This window comes from Bacillus sp. ISO11, assembly GCF_003458115.1.
In the GTDB taxonomy this organism is placed as follows: domain Bacteria; phylum Bacillota; class Bacilli; order Bacillales; family Bacillaceae_G; genus Bacillus_A; species Bacillus_A cereus.
This window is the reverse complement of sequence record NZ_QXCO01000045.1, coordinates 1-18,908: the sequence shown is the minus strand read 5'-3', so window position 1 is coordinate 18,908 and position 18,908 is coordinate 1. Positions and strand designations below refer to the sequence as shown.

The window sequence follows — 18,908 nt, the reverse complement described above, 5'->3', positions numbered from 1 at the left end:
TCTCGTTTTAATCAAAATAATTATGAGTTGATTTGGAGTTGAATACAATGGGAGAAAATCATTATAAATGGAGTAATAAACAATTACGAGAGCATGTTGAAGTAATAGATGGTAAAAGAAGTCCGCACATTTTATGTAAGAACGCAACTTATTTAAATTCCTATATGCGCGAGTGGATGCAAGCAAATATTTGGATCTATGATGACCGGATTGTTTATGTAGGGGAAAAGCTGCCAGTGCAACTGCATGAATGTGAAGTCATTGATTGTGATGGAAAGTATGTAGTTCCAAGTTACATAGAACCTCATGCACATCCATATCAATTATATAACCCTGAAACTTTAGCGAATCATGCGATGCAGTTTGGGACAACAACTTTTATTAATGATAATTTAACTTTATTTTTCACATTAAAGCGTGAAGAAGCATTTCGTTTATTAGATGAATTTGAAAAGATTCCAGCAAGTATGTATTGGTGGTGTCGTTTTGATGGACAAACTGAATTGCAAAACGGGGAAACTTTATTTAATCGTGAAGAAATAATAGAATGGCTTAAGCATAAAGTAGTTCTTCAAGGCGGCGAACTAACAGCGTGGCCAAAACTATTACATGGCGATGATGAAATGTTAACTTGGGTGCAGGAAACGAAGCGATTGCAGAAGAAAGTAGAAGGACATTTTCCAGGTGCATCTGAAACGACTTTAGCGAAGTTAAAACTGTTAGGTACAGATTGTGATCATGAAGCGATGACAGGGCAGGAAGCTTTCACTCGTCTTATGCAAGGTTACACTGTTTCCCTAAGAAATTCTTCAATCCGCCCAGATTTAGAAGTTTTACTGAAAGAATTGTTGGAACTAGGCGTAAAGCAGTTTGATAGATTCTTTTTTACAACAGACGGCTCACATCCTTCGTTTTATGAGAATGGAATGACAAACGTTATGATTTCTACCGCGATAAAACAAGGAGTGCCAGTAATAGATGCATACGATATGGCAAGTTATAATATTGCTCGCTATTATAATATGGAACATGTACATGGTTCGATTGCGACAGGTAGAATTGCTAATATCAATATTTTAGAAAGTAAAGAAAACCCAGTACCAATTAGTGTCCTTGCAAAGGGGAAATGGGTGAAGCGTGACGGTGTAAATACACATGAGGCATTACATATAGACTGGAGTAAACATAAAGTAACTCCATTATCATTAGATTGGTCAATAGAAAAAGAGGATATGATTTTCTCTAATAAAACGGGGATACACTTATTAAATAACGTTATTACAAAACCATACACTAGTGAAATCAATATAGACTGTGATGAATTGTCCACAGATCATGATGAATGTTTCCTTATGATGATTGCTCGTGATGGCAGTTGGCAAGTGAATATAGCTGTGAAAGGTTTTGCAAAAGAACTAGGTGGGCTTGCTAGCTCTTATTCTGGTACAGGTGACATCATTCTTATCGGAAAAAGAAAAGAAGATATGCTTACAGCTTTTCGTAGAGTAAAAGAGCTCGGTGGTGGAATGGTCATAGTAGAAAACAATGAAGTGTTACACGAAATAGCATTACCATTGCTCGGGATTATGTCTAATTTAAAAATGAGAGAATTAATACAGGAAGAGAAACAGATGGTGAAATTACTACAAGAGCGTGGCTACGCGTATGATGATCCAGCATTTACAATTTTATTCTTTTCTGCGACGCACTTGCCTTTTATACGAGTAACACCTATAGGATTATATGATGTGAAAAGTAGTAAGGTAGTTGCCCCACCCGTGAATTTGATAAAGCAATATTAAAAGGAAAGATCCTATAAAAATTTTATTTTATAGGATCTTTCTTATTATTAGCATAAGAATATTGTAAGCCTCAAATGATATAGTATCTAAATCATTTGAGGTGATATGTAAATATGAAAAAAATATTTTACATTTTAAGCGTATTTATTCTGTGTGTATCGATACAACACGTTGTACATTCCCAATCAGATGTACCAGAGTTATCTTCGGATTGTCTCGAAGAAAGAAAAGTTAGAGATGAAAAGTATGTGAAGAATATAATACAGGACATTAAATCCACATTTAATTTAAATATTGATGAACATAGTTTTTGGGAAGTAAGTAAAAGAAATCTGGAGGCTGCTCATTTGATGTATGGTGGAAAGGAAAATGATTCTTATTATACTTCGCTAACTAAAATTTATGATAGTGGTGGATTTAGCGAACAGCCCAGCCTATTTGTGAGGGCGCAAGAAGCATTTTTACTTTATAAAGAAAAAGATAATATCAATGTAATGAAACGCCTAAAACTAGACGTTGAAAAAGGGGAATGGCTCGTTATAAAAACGAAAAAGAAGAAAGGGAAAAAAGTGAAATTTAAGCCGTTGCAATGTGAAAAAGATTATATGAAAAAGAGAAATGAATAACAAAATACTTATTCATGCTGTTTTTATTCAACGATATTTTGCTGTTGATTTGAAATAGAAAAAGGTAAACAAACATATTAGCTTTATGGAATATGTTTGTTTACCTTTTTTTGAGAGATTTAATAATTGGGGATTATTTACTGCCTAATGAATTTATAACATTCAATGAATTTGTTCTTCATAAACATTAGATTTTGTGTCAAATGATTTATACATTGCCGAAACACCTATGTATATTTTATTCTACAGTATTTATAAAAGAATGTTGGCTATTCATAAGAAATATGATTGGCACGGTTTTTGCTTGTATTACATGTAAGGAAGGGAGATTGTATGTAAGGAATCTGTACTCGTAATAGTATAAAACAAGCTACTATTGCATTATTAATCATAGTTGTATTTATAGGGGAACTGTAAATACATACAAATAAGTGGGTTTTTTTGATTTTAAAATTCTGAATTTTCATTTAAATCATTAGGGGGCAATGGTATGGTTAAATATTCGAAAATTTCTAAGTGGATTCTTGGTGTTGGACTAGTGACAATAACATGTAATGGTTTGCAAATTCAAGCAGAGACAAAAGAGAAAAATGTGAAGAACGTATTACAAATGGAGCCGGTAGGAATACAGAAATCTGTTGATGAATTGGCGCACCCTTCAAAAGTACAAGAAAATGAATCTTTTACAAAACGGTTAAAATTAGCGGATTTATCGCAGCGTCCACTAGCACCAACCGATAATATTAAGCCGTTAGCTGAAGAAAAAAAGTATTCGATGGCTGAGTTAAATCAATTAAATAATAAACAATTAACTGACCTTCTTGTGACAATTAAATGGTATCAAATTCCAGAATTATTTCAGTTTAATAGTGATAGTCTTAAATTCTATCAAGATGATAGCCGAATGCAAGCGATTATTAATAAACTAGCAGAACAAGGACAAGCTTATACGCAAGATGATTCAAAAGGGATTGAAACATTAGTAGAAGCTCTACGTGCAGCGTTTTATTTAGGTTTTTACCATGATGAATTAAGCAAACTAAATGAGCGTAGCTACCATGATAAATGTTTACCAGCTTTAAAAACAATTGCAAAAAATCCAAATTTCAAACTTGGTACATCAGAACAAAATAAAGTAATTGCATCATATGGAAAATTAATTGGAAATGCATCAGCAGATGTTGAAACGGTTTTATATGCAGGTGAAATTTTTAAACAATATAACGATAATCTTGCAACTTTCATTGAAGACCGAACAAAAGGAGACGCTATATATGAGTTGATGAAGGGAATTGACTTTGATATTCAGACGGATATGTACACGACTGGAAAAGAGCCAAAAGATACGATGTGGTTTCGAAATATTGATAACTTTATTAATGAAATAAATCGTTTTGCACTACTTGGTACAGTAACAAATAAAAACGGATGGTTAATTAATAATGGAATTTACTATGCTGGCCGATTGGGCAAGCTTCATAGCACGCCCACAAAAGGACAACAAGTTGTTACAGATGCAATGCGAATTTATCCATATTTAGGAGAGCAATACTTTGTTGCGGCAGAACAAATTACTACAAATTATGGAGGAATAGATGCGAATGGAAAAACTGTAAATTTAGATCAAATTCGAGAAGAGGGTAAAAAGAAATATTTACCGAAAACGTATACGTTTGATGATGGTGCAATTGTCTTTAAAGCTGGGGATAAAGTTAGCGAAGAGAAAATTAAACGTCTATACTGGGCGGCAAAAGAGGTGCGTTCTCAATTTTATCGTACAGTTGGTAGCGATAAACCACTTGAAAGTGGACATGCTGATGATGTGTTAACGATGGTTATTTATAATAGCCCAGATGAGTATCAATTTAATCGTCAACTGTACGGATATGAAACGAATAATGGTGGGATTTATATTGAAGGGACAGGGACTTTCTTTACATATGAACGTACACCAGAGCAAAGTATTTATAGTCTGGAAGAATTGTTCCGCCATGAATTTACGCACTACTTACAGGGAAGGTACGAAGTTCAGGGATTATGGGGCCAAGGGGAAATGTATCAAAATGAACGTTTAACATGGTTTGAAGAAGGGAATGCAGAGTTCTTTGCAGGTGCAACGCGATTAGATAGTGTAGTACCACGAAAAAGTATAATTGGTGGGTTATCTAATGATCCTGCAAAACGTTATACAGCATCACAAACATTAAATGCGAAATATGGAACGTGGGATTTTTATAATTATTCGTTTGCACTGCAATCATATATGTATAATAAGCGCCCAGAAATGTTCGATAAAGTACATGATTTAATTCGCGCAAATGATGTTTCAAGTTACGATGAATACCGTGCTACATTAAGCAAAGATAATAAGTTAAATGAAGAATATCAATCTTATATGCAAATGCTTATTGATAATCGTGATAAGTATACAATTCCACAAGTATCAGATGAGTATTTAACTCAGCATGATCCAAAATCGCTTTCGGACGTTACGTCAGATATTACGAATGAAGCGAAATTAAAAGATGTGAAAGTAACAAAGAATAAATCACAATTCTTTAATACATTTACACTACAGGGGACATATACAGGAAGTGCGGCTAAAGGAGAAGTTGAGGACTGGAAAGTGATGAATGAAGCAACGAATGATATGTTGAAACGTCTTTTAGGAAAAGAGTGGACTGGATATAAAACATTGACTGCTTATTTTGTAAATTACCGTGTAAATAATGCTGGGCAATTTGAATATGATGTTGTGTTTAGCGGAGTGAATACGGAAGAAGGTACGGCTGTAGAAAAAGAACCGAATAATTCATTTGAAACAGCAAACCCACTATCTTTGAATATTTTGTTAAGAGGAACCTTGAGCGATCAAGATCAGGGGGATAAATTTGTTATTGATGTAAAGGATCAAAAAGATTTACAAATTTCTGTTACGAACGAACAAAATCTTGGATTGAACTGGGTATTATATTCTGAATCAGATTTAAATAATTATGTAGCTTATGCAACAAAACGTGATGGGAACAAATTGCTTGGAAATTATAATGCAAAGCCAGGGAAATATTACTTAAGTGTATATAAGTATGGTGGTGGAACAGGGAATTATACGGTACAAGTAAAATAGTTTACTATAGTTTGTTTTGAAAGGCTACTTATTACATTTTGTAGCGAAATAAAGTATTTAATGTTAAACATTAAACTAATTCAACATATCCCTGTTCTAATTATAGAACAGGGATATGTTGGCTTTATATTTTTAAATTAAATAACCTCATTGGATTTTGATAAGAAAATAATTAATATACATCTGAATTCTCATTCGTAAAGCATGTTTTAATCTTCTTAATGCTCTTTCATTTTTGTCTCAATGCTTGTTTTCAAATCAGTTGATACTTGATTGAAATACCCCAAAACGATCTCCCTAATATCATCGGATATAACTTTCAAATCACTAGCTAAGTTTTCGGCGAGATGTTCTTTTTCTATTGGCTGTAACTTCGTATAAAATTCACCAGCTTGTGTAAAGTCATCCTGTTTCGTTATAGAAGCTCTTTCAAGTTTACCTTCAACGTACCTTCCTTCACCGGTTGTAATTTGATTAGCAGGTGTCCAATCTTGCTGCTGGTTAATCGTTAATTTGCGAAATTCTGGACCAATTCTTCTTCTTTGTGAATCACTGTAAATGTTAGCGCGCCCTTGCAGCATTTTATCATCTGATAGTTCTGCACCATCCAGTAAATTAGAAGGAGAGAATGCGACTTTTTCTACTTGTTCCATAAAATTTTCAGGATTTTTATTTAATACCATTTTCCCGACTGGTATGAGAGGATACGTCTGTTCATCCCATACTTTTGTGTCATCTAAAGGATCATAAGAAAGGTGCGCTTCATCTTTCGGATCCATGAGCTGGACGTATAAACCATACTCCACTGGTTTACCATTTTCAATAGCATCATATAAATCTTTCCCGCTATAATCAGGATTTTCGGCAGCTAGTTTAATTGCTTCTTTACTAGTAATGTACTGTACACCTTCAAACGGGTACCAATGATACTTTACATACTTTCGATTACCTTCCGCATTTCTCCATACATATGTATTAACACTATGTCCTGGAATGTGGCGAAGACTTTTGGCCGTACCATTATTAGAGTATAAACGGACAACAAAATGAATAGATTCAGGTGCTTTAGCGACAAAACTCCAAAATCTATTAGGGTCTATTAAGTTATTTTTAGGTGAAGGCAATAATGCTTGAATCGTTTCAGGGAAACGCATCGGATCACGGACAGAAAAAACAGGAATGTGATTACATAAAAGGTCAAAAATGCCTTCTTTTGTATAAAATTTTGTAGAAAAACCGCGTACATTTCTAGCAGTATCCGGTGTTCCTTTCGTACTAACAGCTAACGAAAATCGCACCATAACAGGAACTTTCTCATTAGAATTTTGTAAAAAACTTAATTTAGTATGTTCAGACATCGAATATATCGTTTGAAAATAACCGAACGCACCAAATCCTTTTACATGAACAGGTCGTTCTAAAATTTTTTCATGAATAAATTCTTGTAACGTCTCGTGAAGTACACTATCTTGCTCTAGAACAGGTCCACGTGAACCAACTGTTTGTGAGTGAAGGGTAGCTTGTTCATTACGTTCGCCTTTTTTATTAAAGTGATTCCCTAGTAAAGATCGCCCCTGTTTATCATAGTTTTCATTCATCGATATAGCCTCCAAATTTATTTCGTCTATTGTTACTAAATATGATTTTATAATCTTGATTATGTATGATATGCAAAGTAGTAACAGACCGCTAGATGAAAAAAACGTGTATGTAGTGGACCTGTTGAAATAGAAGAAATTATGGAAAAATGAATATCGTGAAGAAAATTACTATTAAAATTTTAATCTGAAAAATGAATTTATACATGAGTTTATAGAGAATGAACAGAAATAAACAGGGAAAATAAATAGGAGGAATTTAACATGTCGGATTGGTTTCAATTAGATAAAGAATATATGATGTCTACGTATTGTCGTACGAAGGTTGCGATAGAAAGAGGAGAAGGGTGCAAGCTTTATGATGTAGATGGTAAAGAGTATGTAGACTTATTTTCTGGAGTGGGAGTGAATGTATTAGGGTATAATCATCCGAAAATTGTACAAACGACAATGGAACAAGTTACAAAATCGTTGCATCTGCCGTTTCATTTTTTAAATCCAGTTGCGATTGAATATGCAAAGAAATTAGTGGATTGCTCATTAAAAAACGGAAAGGTCTTTTTTACAAACTCTGGTACGGAAGCGACAGAAACAACTTTGAAATTAATTGATAAATATAGAGCTAATACGAATGAAGAACGTGAAGGAATTGTAGTGCTGAAGAATAGTTTCCATGGGCGTACGTTAGGGGCACTTCATTTTACGAGACAAGAAAGTGTATATCAAAATTTCCCTAAAACATCGATTCCTGTATATGAAGTAGAGCGCGAAAATATAGACCAATTAGAGGAGACTATTATTAAAGAAAAACCAATTGCGATTATGCTAGAGCCTGTTTTAGGAAGTGGAGGAATTTATCCTTTATCAAGTGAATATTTACATGGTGTTCAATATTTATGTGAAAAATATAATGTACATCTTGTCGTTGATGAAGTTCAAAGTGGTATGGGTAGAACGGGAAAACTATTTGCTTATCAAAATTTTAATATTACACCAGATATTATTCAAATTGGTAAAGGAGCAGGAGGCGGGATACCGCTAGGAGGAATTATTGTAGGCAAAAAGTTATGTGATGTATTTTCACCAGGAGATCACGGGACAACGTTTGCTCATTCATCAATGGGAACGGCTTTAGGGTTAACGGTATTAAACACATTGATTGAAGATGGTTTAATGCACGAAGCGTATGAAAAGTCACTATATTTAAATGATAAATTACAAGAAATTCAGAAAGAAAACTCTTATTATATTCAGGAAGTACGTCATGCTGGTATGATGTTTGGAATTAGTTTAAATGATACAAATGAAAATGTGAAAAAATTACAGGTAGAGCTAATGGAGAAAGGGATATTAGTTGACGTAACACAAGGGAATATCATCCGTTTACTTCCTCCATATATAATTACAAAAGAAGAAATTGATACATTTATTACTCAATTTATTACTTGTATGGATAAGGTTGCTACTGTAGTAAGTGCTTAAAAATTAAAAGCTATATTTTATATAAAGTGCACTCTAATTGTTGGGGATAGTTTACAATTGGGGTGCATTTTTTATAGTTGAATTTTGTAAAATATAGTCGTTTGTATATGATAACGGAAAAATAGAAGGAATTTCGTTATATTTGAGTGGTGAAGAAAAGGGAAAGTAAGTATAAAGATAGTAGATAAAGCGGGTGGTTTAAATAACTAATGATAGAACGTTTTGAAAATAATAGCATACGAATATATAAATAATAAGAATGAGGTGATATATTGGAAAATAATGATATTCAATTTACTTCTTTACAAATGAGAACGGATAAATATGGTTGGGCTAGTATTCAATATACAAATAAAAAGCAGGCTATCTTATATACTCGAAACGGAGGAGTAGAATGGGATATTGTCAATCCTCTTAATTCAATTGTATTATTTGGGTATCCAATAAACGCTCGAAGCTCTTGGGCATATGGTTTAACAAAAAAGAATGACGATTTATTGCCAGCTATATTTTATACAGTTAATAGAGGAGAAAGATGGAGTGAGTTTATTTTACCGGTTGAAGAAGATTGGGAGAAATCGACTGATGTTCAAGTTCAATTGCATGCTACGAATATGGATAGTATATGGATTGTATTATCTAGAAAGCTTGCATCAAATAAATTTGAACATAATTTATACTATTTGAAAACGAAAGGGAAATTATGGAAAATAATAAAAAATATAAGTATTAGTGATAGTATTTCAGGAATAACATTTATAAACGATCTAATTGGGTTTATTTCACTACAAAAACATTATGAAACATCAACGGTATTTAAAACAATAAATGGTGGGGAAAGTTGGCATCCTATAAAAGATATTCCAAGTCTTGAAGGAATTAATAATGGGACTGCTATGGCTTATAAAGCAATCTATAAAAATAACTTATTAGTAATACCAACTAAAATGAATGATGATGTATTTTTAATGAATTACTCATTTGATAAGGGGAATTCGTGGCATATTTCAAATAAAACAATAAATACTAGTAAAGTGGCTATTTCGTTTTTTAGTTCCTATTATGGCTGGGTTATAAATAGTGAAAATGGGAGTGTGTATCAAATAATAAAAAAAGGAGCAAAATGGATTAAAGTATCAAGCAATCCATTATTAAAAAATGTATTTTGTTTGCATTTTTTTAATCGGCGTAAAGGTTGGGCGTGTAATAAAAAAGAAATATTTACTACAAAAGATCGCGGTATAACATGGAAAAAGGGAGTATATAAAATTAATAATATTGATAAGTTTATTTAAAAGAGTCCTAAAGAAATTAGGACTTTTTTTATTTTTAAATGGTGAGAGTTGTAACAAACAATGATAAGAGAAAAGAGGTAAGTGCAGAACTTATATTTTCAAAAATAGACGGTTGTTTTTACACAGTATAATTCACTTTTGAATATGTTAATAAAGTAGCGAATTCACAGGAAATGGTAATACTTAATATTTTATGTCACATGATGTGTAAAGGGGGCGTGTAATGAAATCGTTAACGGTTATTATTTTGTATAGTGAAAGAGAGCAAATATTAGAAGAGTCAATTCAATCTATATGGAAGCTAAATCCTCTTGAAATTATAATTTTCGTTCCTAACGATAGAAGTAATTTGTATGAAATAGCAAAGAAACATAAATGCCATATTGTTTTGATGGATAAATATAGTACGTATTATGATGGGTATGAAGCTTCTGTAAAGGCAGCAAAAGGAGATGTATTGTTATTTGTAGATAGTAATTTTTTACTATCTTCAAATGAAATGAAGAATTTTATTGAGCCAGTCGTTACAAATCAGGCTGATGTAGTATTAAACAAAATAGATAAATTTATAGAAGTTGATAAATGTCCAAATATGGATATTGTATGGAGAAAAATGTTAAATGAAATTTTAAGTCGACCAGATTTAAAAAGCAATTCAATACTTTCGTTACCATATGCGCTTACGAAGGAAGTAGTGGGAAACATCGGCTTTAATTATATGGAAGATATCGTTCTAGCTCATATGAACATAGTGAATCAAGGCTGGCGGATTAACAATCAATATGCAATAAGAACGTTATCTAAAGATGAAATGTTAGAAGAAGAAGAAGGGTATTTATTTAAAAAAGAATTATTAGAAAATGAAAAAGAGAAAGTGGAAAAATATTTAATTGGTATATCCAAATGGATAGAGAAAAAGGGAAGAAGAGTAGGTTTTACTGATGCAGGAAAAAGAAGAGATATTATTCAAAGATTAGGTGAAAGCAAGCAGTATCCTTCGTATCATCGAGGCTGGGGAATGCATTCTTCAATTTATAACGGGAAACAACTTTCTGTCATTATACCAGTACAAAATGAAGAAGAGACTATAGAACAAGTAATACTTGAGGCGAGAAAAATAGAACCACTAGAAATAATTGTCGTTGTAAATGGTTCGACAGATCAAACGGCTAATATTGCTAAAAGACTTGGTGTTACTATTATTGAATATAACGAACGACTTGGTCATAATGTTGGACGTGCTATTGGAGCGCTTGAAGCTACAGGAGATATTCTTTTATTTATTGATGGTGATTTTAGTGTTTCAGGAAGTAATTTGCATCATTTTACAAAAGCAGTTTCAGCTGGTGTAGACATAGCATTAAATGATTTGAATCCGATGTTACATCCTCCGTTTTATGTTGTAGACGTCGTAAAATATATGCTTAATTTAGCATATAATCGTCCAGAATTAAGCAATGGCTCATTAGTAGCAATTCCACATGCTATGAGTAGATCATGTTTAGATGCAATAGGCTGGGAAAGCTTACTATGCCCTAGTCTTGCACAAGTAAAAGCTATATTACAAGGGTATAGAGTAGAATGTGTACATTACGTTGATGTTGTAAAACCGAATAGAATTCGTTTAATGGAGAATGTAAGTCACAATGGACATCCTCCGGCAGTATTAAGAATAATTGGTGATCACGTTGAAGCTCTCTCTTACTTAATAGAACATCTTGAAATAGATGGAAAGGGTGATTAAACTGTTAGACCAGTACAAAAAAATTAACATTTCATATGAACAATTATGGCAAATGGATTTTCAAATTACAGAACCATTTATACTCAAGGTTGATTGGGATAAAGTAACGTATGAATTTTTAATTCGTATTAAGCCCGACGCTTCTAACACTATTGTTTTTGGATCCGGAGCAGGTGGGTTTCAAGAACAGCCAATTGGTCCACCTATTTTTCATCGACATTCTTGGATGGATGAATTTGAAGATACTGTTATATATTATAATGACCCTACGTTATATCTTGGAAAATTATCTTTAGGCTGGGGACAGGGAGAGTTAAATAGATTTTATTTACAAGATATAGCAAATATTTTAGAAATAGTATTTGTAAAGTTAAAAGTTGATTCGAAAAATGTGTTGTTTTATGGCAGTTCCGGGGGAGGATTTATGTCTTTAATTTTAGCTGGATTCGTTAAGGGCTCCACAGCTTTAATTAATAATCCTCAAACAAATTTATTAAAATGGATACCTGTACCAATAAATCTAGTTTTCGATTTGTCTTATCCAAATTTATCAAGAGAAGAAGTTGAGGAGAAATTTGGCGAAAGAATTAATGTTGTGAAATTTTTTAATCACATTAAATATGTACCGAATATTTATTTTTTGCAAAATTTCGCGTGTGAATTTGATGTGCAAAATCATTTGCTACCATTTATTTCCGAATTAGAGCAACTTGATAAAGACACGGAAGTAAATCAAATTATAATTGACTTATATTTTGATGAAAAAGCAGGACATGCAGCTGTAGGGAAGAGTGAAACAATTGAATATATAAAAAAAGTAAAACCTAATCAGACTGTAAAAGAAGAACAAAAAGAAGTGGACCTATCAGTCGTTATAGTTTTAGGAGAAGAAAAATCAAAATTGAATCAAATTTTAAATAAAGTGCAGCATATAAAACCAATAGAAATTATTATTGTAGCTGATGATAGAATGAGTGCGATACAATCTATACCAACATTTGTTGAAAGTAACGTTGTTGTGATTGAGGAGAAAAGTAAACGGAAAGCACCAGTTCATGGGGCAAAAATCGCCAATGGTGATGTAGTCTTATTTTTAGATGGGGAAGATGTTATTTTTTCGGTAGAATTAGAGCGATTTATAGAACCGATACTGAAAAAGGAACAGGATGTAATCTTAAATAACATAGACTCCGTATGTTTTGAAAAGATGAGAGTAGAATGGCCAAGTATTGCTATGGTGTATAGAAAAATAGTAAACGATGTATTGGGGCGTATGGATTTAAAATATGATTCGATGTTATCTATGCCATATGCTATTACTAAAAAAGCAATTGAAGACATTGGATATGATATCTTGCAGAACCCTATTCTGTCCCAAGTCACTCTTATTGAGAAAGGGTGGCGACTACAATCCTCGTCAGCCATCACTAACACCTCCTTGAATAATATGCCCGCAAACGAAACCTCTTTCTATAAAAATGAATTAACTAAATTAGAAGTATATGAGATTAAAGAAAATATAAAAGCTTTGGAGAGTTGGTTACAACGAAAAGATGATAGAGGTAACTATACAGATGGAGGAAGAAAAAGAGAAATTATAGAGCAGTTAAAAAAACAAAAGAATTATTCACGTTTCCATAAAGGATGGGGAATGAATTCATCAATTTATAATGGAAAACAGTTATCAATTATTATACCAGCACAAAATGAAGAATCAACGATTAAAGAAGTTATTCTTGAGGCAAGAAAAATTGAACCGAAAGAAATAATTGTTGTCATTAATGGGTCAACAGATCAGACAGAAGTAATCGCTAAGCAATCAGGGGCAACAGTAATTGTTTATGAAGAAAGATTAGGGCATGATGTAGGACGGGCAATTGGTGCACAAGAAGCCACAGGGGATATACTTCTCTTTATTGATGCTGATTTTGCTATTCCAGCAAAAGATCTTCATCCGTTAACGCAAGCTGTTGCGGATGGTGTTGATATGGTTTTAAATGATTTAAATTTAAATCTTAGATTTCCTCTATATATTGTAAGTTTATATAAATATATGTTGAATATTGCTTGTAACCGTAAAGATTTAGGGGTAGGATCTACAATTGCTGTTCCCCATGCTATTAGTAGAAAATGTTTAGAGGGAATTGGCTGGGACACTCTTCACACAGCGTGTGTTGCACAAGTAAAGGCAATATTAGAAGGGTATAAAGTCGGATGTGTCCATTTTGTAGATGTAATGAAACCAAATCGTATTCGGCCACAAGAGCATTTTGCGACGATAGGACATCCACCAGCTGTATTGAGAATTACTGGGGATCATTTAGAAGGACTTTCATATTTATTGAAGAATAAGGATTTTAAAGATTTATTTTAAAAGGTAAATTTGTCTATTGAATGAGTAACTTAAACATTTCATTTATGCAACTTGACGATATTTAGTATTGCAATGAAACTAAAATCAAAAATTTTTATTATTTTTAGCTCAGGTACAAGTGAAGAGCATGTTTCACTGACTGATAGTAAATGAACAAGTAACAAAAAGGTAAAGGCTTCTTTATATATGAAGAAGCTTTTATCTTTTTTATTTTAAGTATGGAAGGTAAAGGGTAAATAAAGTTGTATTTTTATTTTTGGATAAATAGATATTAGATATAAGAAAGAAGGGAATATCTTGTCTTGCATCAATAAAAGTTGTTTTAATATTTCTTTAGAAACTAAAGTCAATCCAAATGGTGGCGCAGAAATATTCGTAAGGTGCAATGATGAAAGTTTGTCTAATTTTAATGTAATACCATTTATCGCATGTATTTCTATTGCAGTGAAAGATGATTTGAGTTTCTTAGTTAATTTAGATAGTTTAATCAAACGTTAATTGCCTATAAAACGAATAGTAAAATAGCATCTAATTTACAAGACTTAGTAAGAGAGTCGTGTCCGAATTTGATTAACTGCATATATTGTTAAAAGAAAGGAGGGAGAGTTATGGCATGTACTACGAATAATGTTTGTTTAGATGTGTGTCTTAAAATTACAATTACCCCTGGTAGTGGAATTGATGCAGTAGTCGATTGTGGAGGCACATGTGGGACAAGTCCTACTATTGTAATTAGTCCTAGTGGATCAATTGTTATTACTTTACCATTAGTTGCATGTTTCTCAATTGCACTAAAAGATGATTTAAGTGTTGACTCTTCATTAACAAGCCTCTATTTTCAAACTTCTTAAGAAAGATACAGAAATGAAAAGCCTGCCTGCTACTTCTCTTTTGATCTAATGTAAAAATAAAAAAGATGGTTACAACCATCTTTTTTATTTTGCTATATATTTAAAATAAATTCATATATTATTTGGTGGTAAGAATATACAATTAAAAGCATTCAGTGTTTCTTTTTTTGTTCGATGAGGTAAGAAATTGCTTCTATATGATCACCAATGATTTGTTGCGTTGCTAATGAAAGGTAGCCTTCCTGCGAGAAGTGTTTTTCTGGTCGAACTCGATTTATCTTGTCAACGTCGATAGAATGAACATTTTGTACATGCAATCCTGCTAAAATTGTTTTAACTTGACTTAAGGTTGGTGAAAGAAGAGAAGCAAACCCAATTGTATCAATGCATTTTCGACTAAAAGCATGAGGGACAGCAGTTGTGGAGCCCATACCTAAATCTTTTCGATTACATGCTAAATTAACAACATGCTTACATGCAGTTACGATAGTATAAGGAACACGATACATGTAGTAGTGCTCTAATTTATTTAAAGCTAAATCGGTTCCATTTTGAACAGATTGTACAAATGGTAATAAATCAGAACTAGGAATTAAGAAATCACCATCAATAAATAATAATATATCACCTTTTGCAAAATATGCACCAACGGCACGTCCGGTATCAATGCCGAGTGCTTCTTTGTAAGTAATAACTGTTGCACCGCAATTCTTCGCCAATTCCTCTGTTTTATCTGTTGATCCATTAACAATAATGATGATTTCTAAAGGTTTTAATTTCTGCACCTCAAAAATGATAGATTCTATCGTTTTTTCTTCATTTTGAACAGGGATAATGATGGATAATTGTTTATTTCCATAAGTATTTGAATAAAACTCTTTACCTGTAATTATTTTGGATATAGCTCTTTGTTCGCCGTTTTGAAGTTCTAAAATAATATCCCGCCTTCGATTATTATCAGTATAGTTTCCTCTTGAATCTTGTAATATATTTACCCAATTTTCAATTGCTTCTAGGTGATAACGAATGAGTTGTTTTGAGGGGAAGGAGGGAATTTGCGGTATAGAAATTTTAAAATGATTGCTAATGCGAAAATTATTTTTAATAATTTTCATTTGTGCTAATATCGGATTTAATAAACTTTCTGGAGTAATTGCTTCAAGAATTTCCTTTGTTACCGCGTAGGGAGGAAATAATAGTGAGTTAACATGTAAATCTGGACGATGAAAGAAATGATTCGTAACTTGCTGCCAAATCATTTCTATAGTTGGGTTTTGCTTTTGATAAAAAAAATCATCTAAATTGTTTAATACTAAGTCAGCTGATTTATCTAGTAATGGTTGAAGAAATTGTTTAAGTAAGGAAGGGGGGATATTGTAATTTGCATCTAAAAATAAGAGGTACTTACCTTTTGCTTTTTTGGCACCAATTACATAACAATTATTTGATTCTGTCGGTTCTTCTAATGTGATAATTTTACAATTGTAAGATTGTGCAATATCAATGGAATCATCGATACATCCGTTAATAGTAAGGATAATTTCTAAAGGCTGTAGTTGTTCACAGGCTTTCAAAATTTCAGGTAAAACTTTTATGTTATGCTGTATACGAATAATAATAGAAATCGGATTTTTACACATAAGTAGTCTCCTTTTTAATCAGAGGTAGTTATTAATAAGGTTAGATAAAATAGGAGATATATATTTTATTATATACGTAACGACTATTTAGTTTTATCAGACTTAGAATTTTCATTACTTGAATTGGAACCTTTATTTATTCCAGACGCGAGTAAATTATTGAGAACGCTAAGGTCTAATTGCATAGGGATTGAGTTTTCGGATGTAGTTTTCTCATTTTCTTTTTTTGTAGTTAATATAGTCTTTATATTTTTTATTTCTTTATATTGTTTTAAGGTAATGAAAAATCCAGAAATAATGAAGAGAAAAGAAACAGTAGTAAGTAAAAGTATTATTTCCAACATAAAAGAGCCTCCTTTAAAACTATAATAATATTATAGTTAAATGTAATAAAACAGAATTCGAGTTAATGAGTTCACTTTTTAAATATATGCAAATCTTAAGTAAAAGTTACTGATTTCTAAGTTAGAGGAAGCAATTATAGAAACGTTATAAATATAAATAAATGAAAGTTTCATTTGTAGTGTAAAGGTATATATTATATAAGCTAAACGTCATTTTATAACAAGTTAAACAGGGTTTAATTTTATATAAAAAGAGCATTTAATTGGACAAATAATTAATTATGTGAAATAATAATAACAGATAAGGAGACGTTGTTTTTCCTTAAGTGCTTCGAATTAATTTTATTCAATAAGAGAAGGTGTGCTTAAAGAAGTTAAATTAAATAAGGAGCTGTTTTATTATATGCAACAAAATAATGATTTAAATTTTGAACCTCAAGACGTTAATATTGTCAATCCTAAACAAGCCAGGAAAGCAGTAATTGCTACTGGTATAGGGAACGCAATGGAGTGGTTTGACTTCGGATTATACGCGTATTTAGCGGTAATTTTAAGTCAATTATTCTTCTCAGGTGTTGATAATAGTGGATTGCAACTTGTACTTACATTCGGTACATTTGCAGCAGCCTTTCTCGTTCGACCAATCGGAGGTGTATTCTTTGGTAGAATAGGAGATAAGTACGGCCGAAAAATCGTGTTAAGTACTACTATTATTTTAATGGCACTTTCTACATTATTCATCGCATTACTACCAACCTATGAACAAATTGGTGTATGGGCACCAATACTACTTTTAGTTGCCCGAATGATTCAAGGCTTCTCTACAGGCGGCGAATATTCAGGAGCAATGGTTTATATCGCAGAATCTTCTCCAGATAAAAAGCGTGGTATACTCGGTAGTGGTCTTGAAATTGGAACACTCTCAGGTTACATTGCTGCATCGGTAATTGTTACCATTTTGACGTTATTGTTAACAGATGAGCAAATGCTCAGCTGGGGATGGCGTATTCCGTTCTTAATAGCTGCACCAATTGGTTTGGTCGGTTTATACTTACGCCGTCATCTAGATGAATCTCCAATCTTTGAAGAGATGGAAAAAGCACAAGAGGAATCTGAAGACAATGAACAATTTTCATTTATGGATATTATTAAATATCACAAAAAAGACTTCTTATTAAGCACAGTAATTGTCGCCTTCTTTAATATTACAAATTATATGATTCTTTCGTATATTCCTTCTTATCTAACTCAAGTACTTAAAGTCGAAGAAACAACAGGCTTATTAATTATTTCTATTACGATGGCACTTATGATTCCACTAGCACTATATTTCGGTAAATTAAGTGATAAAATTGGTAATAAACGCGTTGTGCAAATTGGTTTACTTGGTTTAACTGTATTTGCAATTCCAGCATTTTTACTAATAGGTAACGGACATATTGCAGCTATATTTGCAGGTATTTTCGTACTAGGTTTCTTCTTAAGTGTATATGAAGGAACATTACCTTCATTATTACCATCACTCTTTTTCACTGATGTACGTTATCGAGCACTTTCGATCTCATTTAATATTTCTGTATCGATATTCGGTGGAACAACACCGCTCGTATGTTCATACTTAGTTCATGCAACTGGTAACCCGCTCGCACCGGCATTTTATTTAGCAGGTGTAAGTATTATTGGATTAGTTGTATTTAGTGTACTATTCGTTACGACTTCAGGGCGTGCGCTAAAAGGTTCATATCCTACAGTAGAAACGAAAAAAGAAGCACACCTAATCGCTAAAGAAGACCCTGAAGAAACACTTTGGTGGCATGAAGAGTCATTAGAAATTGAAGCAGGGAAGAATGCTTCCATTTAAAAAGCAACGTAGAAGTATAAAAAGACTCCTATGAATATGAAGTGCACCCCAATTGTTAGACACATAACTAACAATTGGAGGTGCATTTTTTATGGCTAAATTTTCTTCAAAAGATAAAATACAAGCAGTAAAACGATATCTAGAAGGTACGGAAGGCGGAAAAA

The 18,908-nt window shown here is 32.5% G+C and carries 13 protein-coding genes; 10 read left to right on the top strand and 3 right to left on the bottom strand.

Features of this window, described 5'->3' with window-relative positions; genetic code table 11:
- The first annotated feature begins 47 nt into the window (after window positions 1-47).
- The 3 genes from D1166_RS28205 to colA all read left to right on the top strand — a co-directional run bounded on the left by D1166_RS28205 (window position 48) and on the right by colA (window position 5,555).
- Window positions 48-1,802, top strand: a complete 1,755-nt coding sequence (locus D1166_RS28205) for an adenine deaminase C-terminal domain-containing protein (protein ID WP_000504390.1) — start codon at window positions 48-50, stop codon at window positions 1,800-1,802.
- Between the two features lie 113 nt (window positions 1,803-1,915).
- Window positions 1,916-2,428: a hypothetical protein gene (locus tag D1166_RS28200; protein WP_000719381.1), complete on the top strand. Its 513-nt coding sequence runs from the start codon at window positions 1,916-1,918 to the stop codon at window positions 2,426-2,428.
- A gap of 490 nt (window positions 2,429-2,918) precedes the next feature.
- Complete coding sequence (colA, locus tag D1166_RS28195; protein ID WP_000241881.1) at window positions 2,919-5,555, top strand: collagenase ColA; 2,637 nt, start codon at window positions 2,919-2,921, stop codon at window positions 5,553-5,555.
- A gap of 218 nt (window positions 5,556-5,773) precedes the next feature.
- Here colA and D1166_RS28190 read toward each other — a convergent pair whose 3' ends face one another.
- A complete protein-coding gene (locus D1166_RS28190; RefSeq protein WP_097855453.1) occupies window positions 5,774-7,153 on the bottom strand; it encodes a catalase in 1,380 nt (459 codons plus the stop codon).
- A gap of 264 nt (window positions 7,154-7,417) precedes the next feature.
- Between D1166_RS28190 and D1166_RS28185 the strand changes: the two genes are divergently transcribed.
- From D1166_RS28185 to D1166_RS28160, 6 genes are all read left to right on the top strand, one after another.
- Window positions 7,418-8,635, top strand: coding sequence for an aspartate aminotransferase family protein (locus D1166_RS28185; RefSeq protein ID WP_097855452.1), 1,218 nt, complete (start codon window positions 7,418-7,420; stop codon window positions 8,633-8,635).
- A 272-nt stretch (window positions 8,636-8,907) separates the two neighbouring features.
- The gene (locus D1166_RS28180; protein WP_097861375.1) at window positions 8,908-9,930 is read left to right on the top strand and encodes a hypothetical protein; all 1,023 of its coding nucleotides are present in this window, start codon (window positions 8,908-8,910) and stop codon (window positions 9,928-9,930) included.
- A 223-nt stretch (window positions 9,931-10,153) separates the two neighbouring features.
- Window positions 10,154-11,674, top strand: coding sequence for a glycosyltransferase family 2 protein (locus D1166_RS28175; RefSeq protein WP_097855450.1), 1,521 nt, complete (start codon window positions 10,154-10,156; stop codon window positions 11,672-11,674).
- 52 nt (window positions 11,675-11,726) lie between these two features.
- Window positions 11,727-14,048 (top strand): glycosyltransferase family 2 protein, encoded by a 2,322-nt coding sequence (locus D1166_RS28170; protein ID WP_118043508.1) that lies wholly within the window; start codon window positions 11,727-11,729, stop codon window positions 14,046-14,048.
- A 297-nt stretch (window positions 14,049-14,345) separates the two neighbouring features.
- Window positions 14,346-14,546 carry a hypothetical protein gene (locus D1166_RS32230; protein WP_002098269.1) on the top strand — a complete coding sequence of 67 codons (201 nt, stop codon included), beginning with the start codon at window positions 14,346-14,348 and terminating at the stop codon, window positions 14,544-14,546.
- A 110-nt stretch (window positions 14,547-14,656) separates the two neighbouring features.
- Window positions 14,657-14,899, top strand: a complete 243-nt coding sequence (locus tag D1166_RS28160) for a hypothetical protein (protein ID WP_000752474.1) — start codon at window positions 14,657-14,659, stop codon at window positions 14,897-14,899.
- Window positions 14,900-15,051: 152 nt separating this feature from the next.
- Here the strand turns inward: D1166_RS28160 and D1166_RS28155 are convergent, their stop codons facing one another.
- Both D1166_RS28155 and D1166_RS28150 read right to left on the bottom strand, forming a co-directional pair.
- Window positions 15,052-16,539 carry a glycosyltransferase family 2 protein gene (locus tag D1166_RS28155; protein WP_097855449.1) on the bottom strand — a complete coding sequence of 496 codons (1,488 nt, stop codon included), beginning with the start codon at window positions 16,537-16,539 and terminating at the stop codon, window positions 15,052-15,054.
- Between the two features lie 83 nt (window positions 16,540-16,622).
- Complete coding sequence (locus D1166_RS28150; RefSeq protein WP_000889747.1) at window positions 16,623-16,883, bottom strand: hypothetical protein; 261 nt, start codon at window positions 16,881-16,883, stop codon at window positions 16,623-16,625.
- Window positions 16,884-17,286: 403 nt separating this feature from the next.
- Here D1166_RS28150 and D1166_RS28145 point away from each other — a divergent pair, with 403 nt between their 5' ends.
- Window positions 17,287-18,744 (top strand): MFS transporter, encoded by a 1,458-nt coding sequence (locus D1166_RS28145; RefSeq protein ID WP_001186925.1) that lies wholly within the window; start codon window positions 17,287-17,289, stop codon window positions 18,742-18,744.
- The last annotated feature ends 164 nt before the right edge of the window (window positions 18,745-18,908 follow it).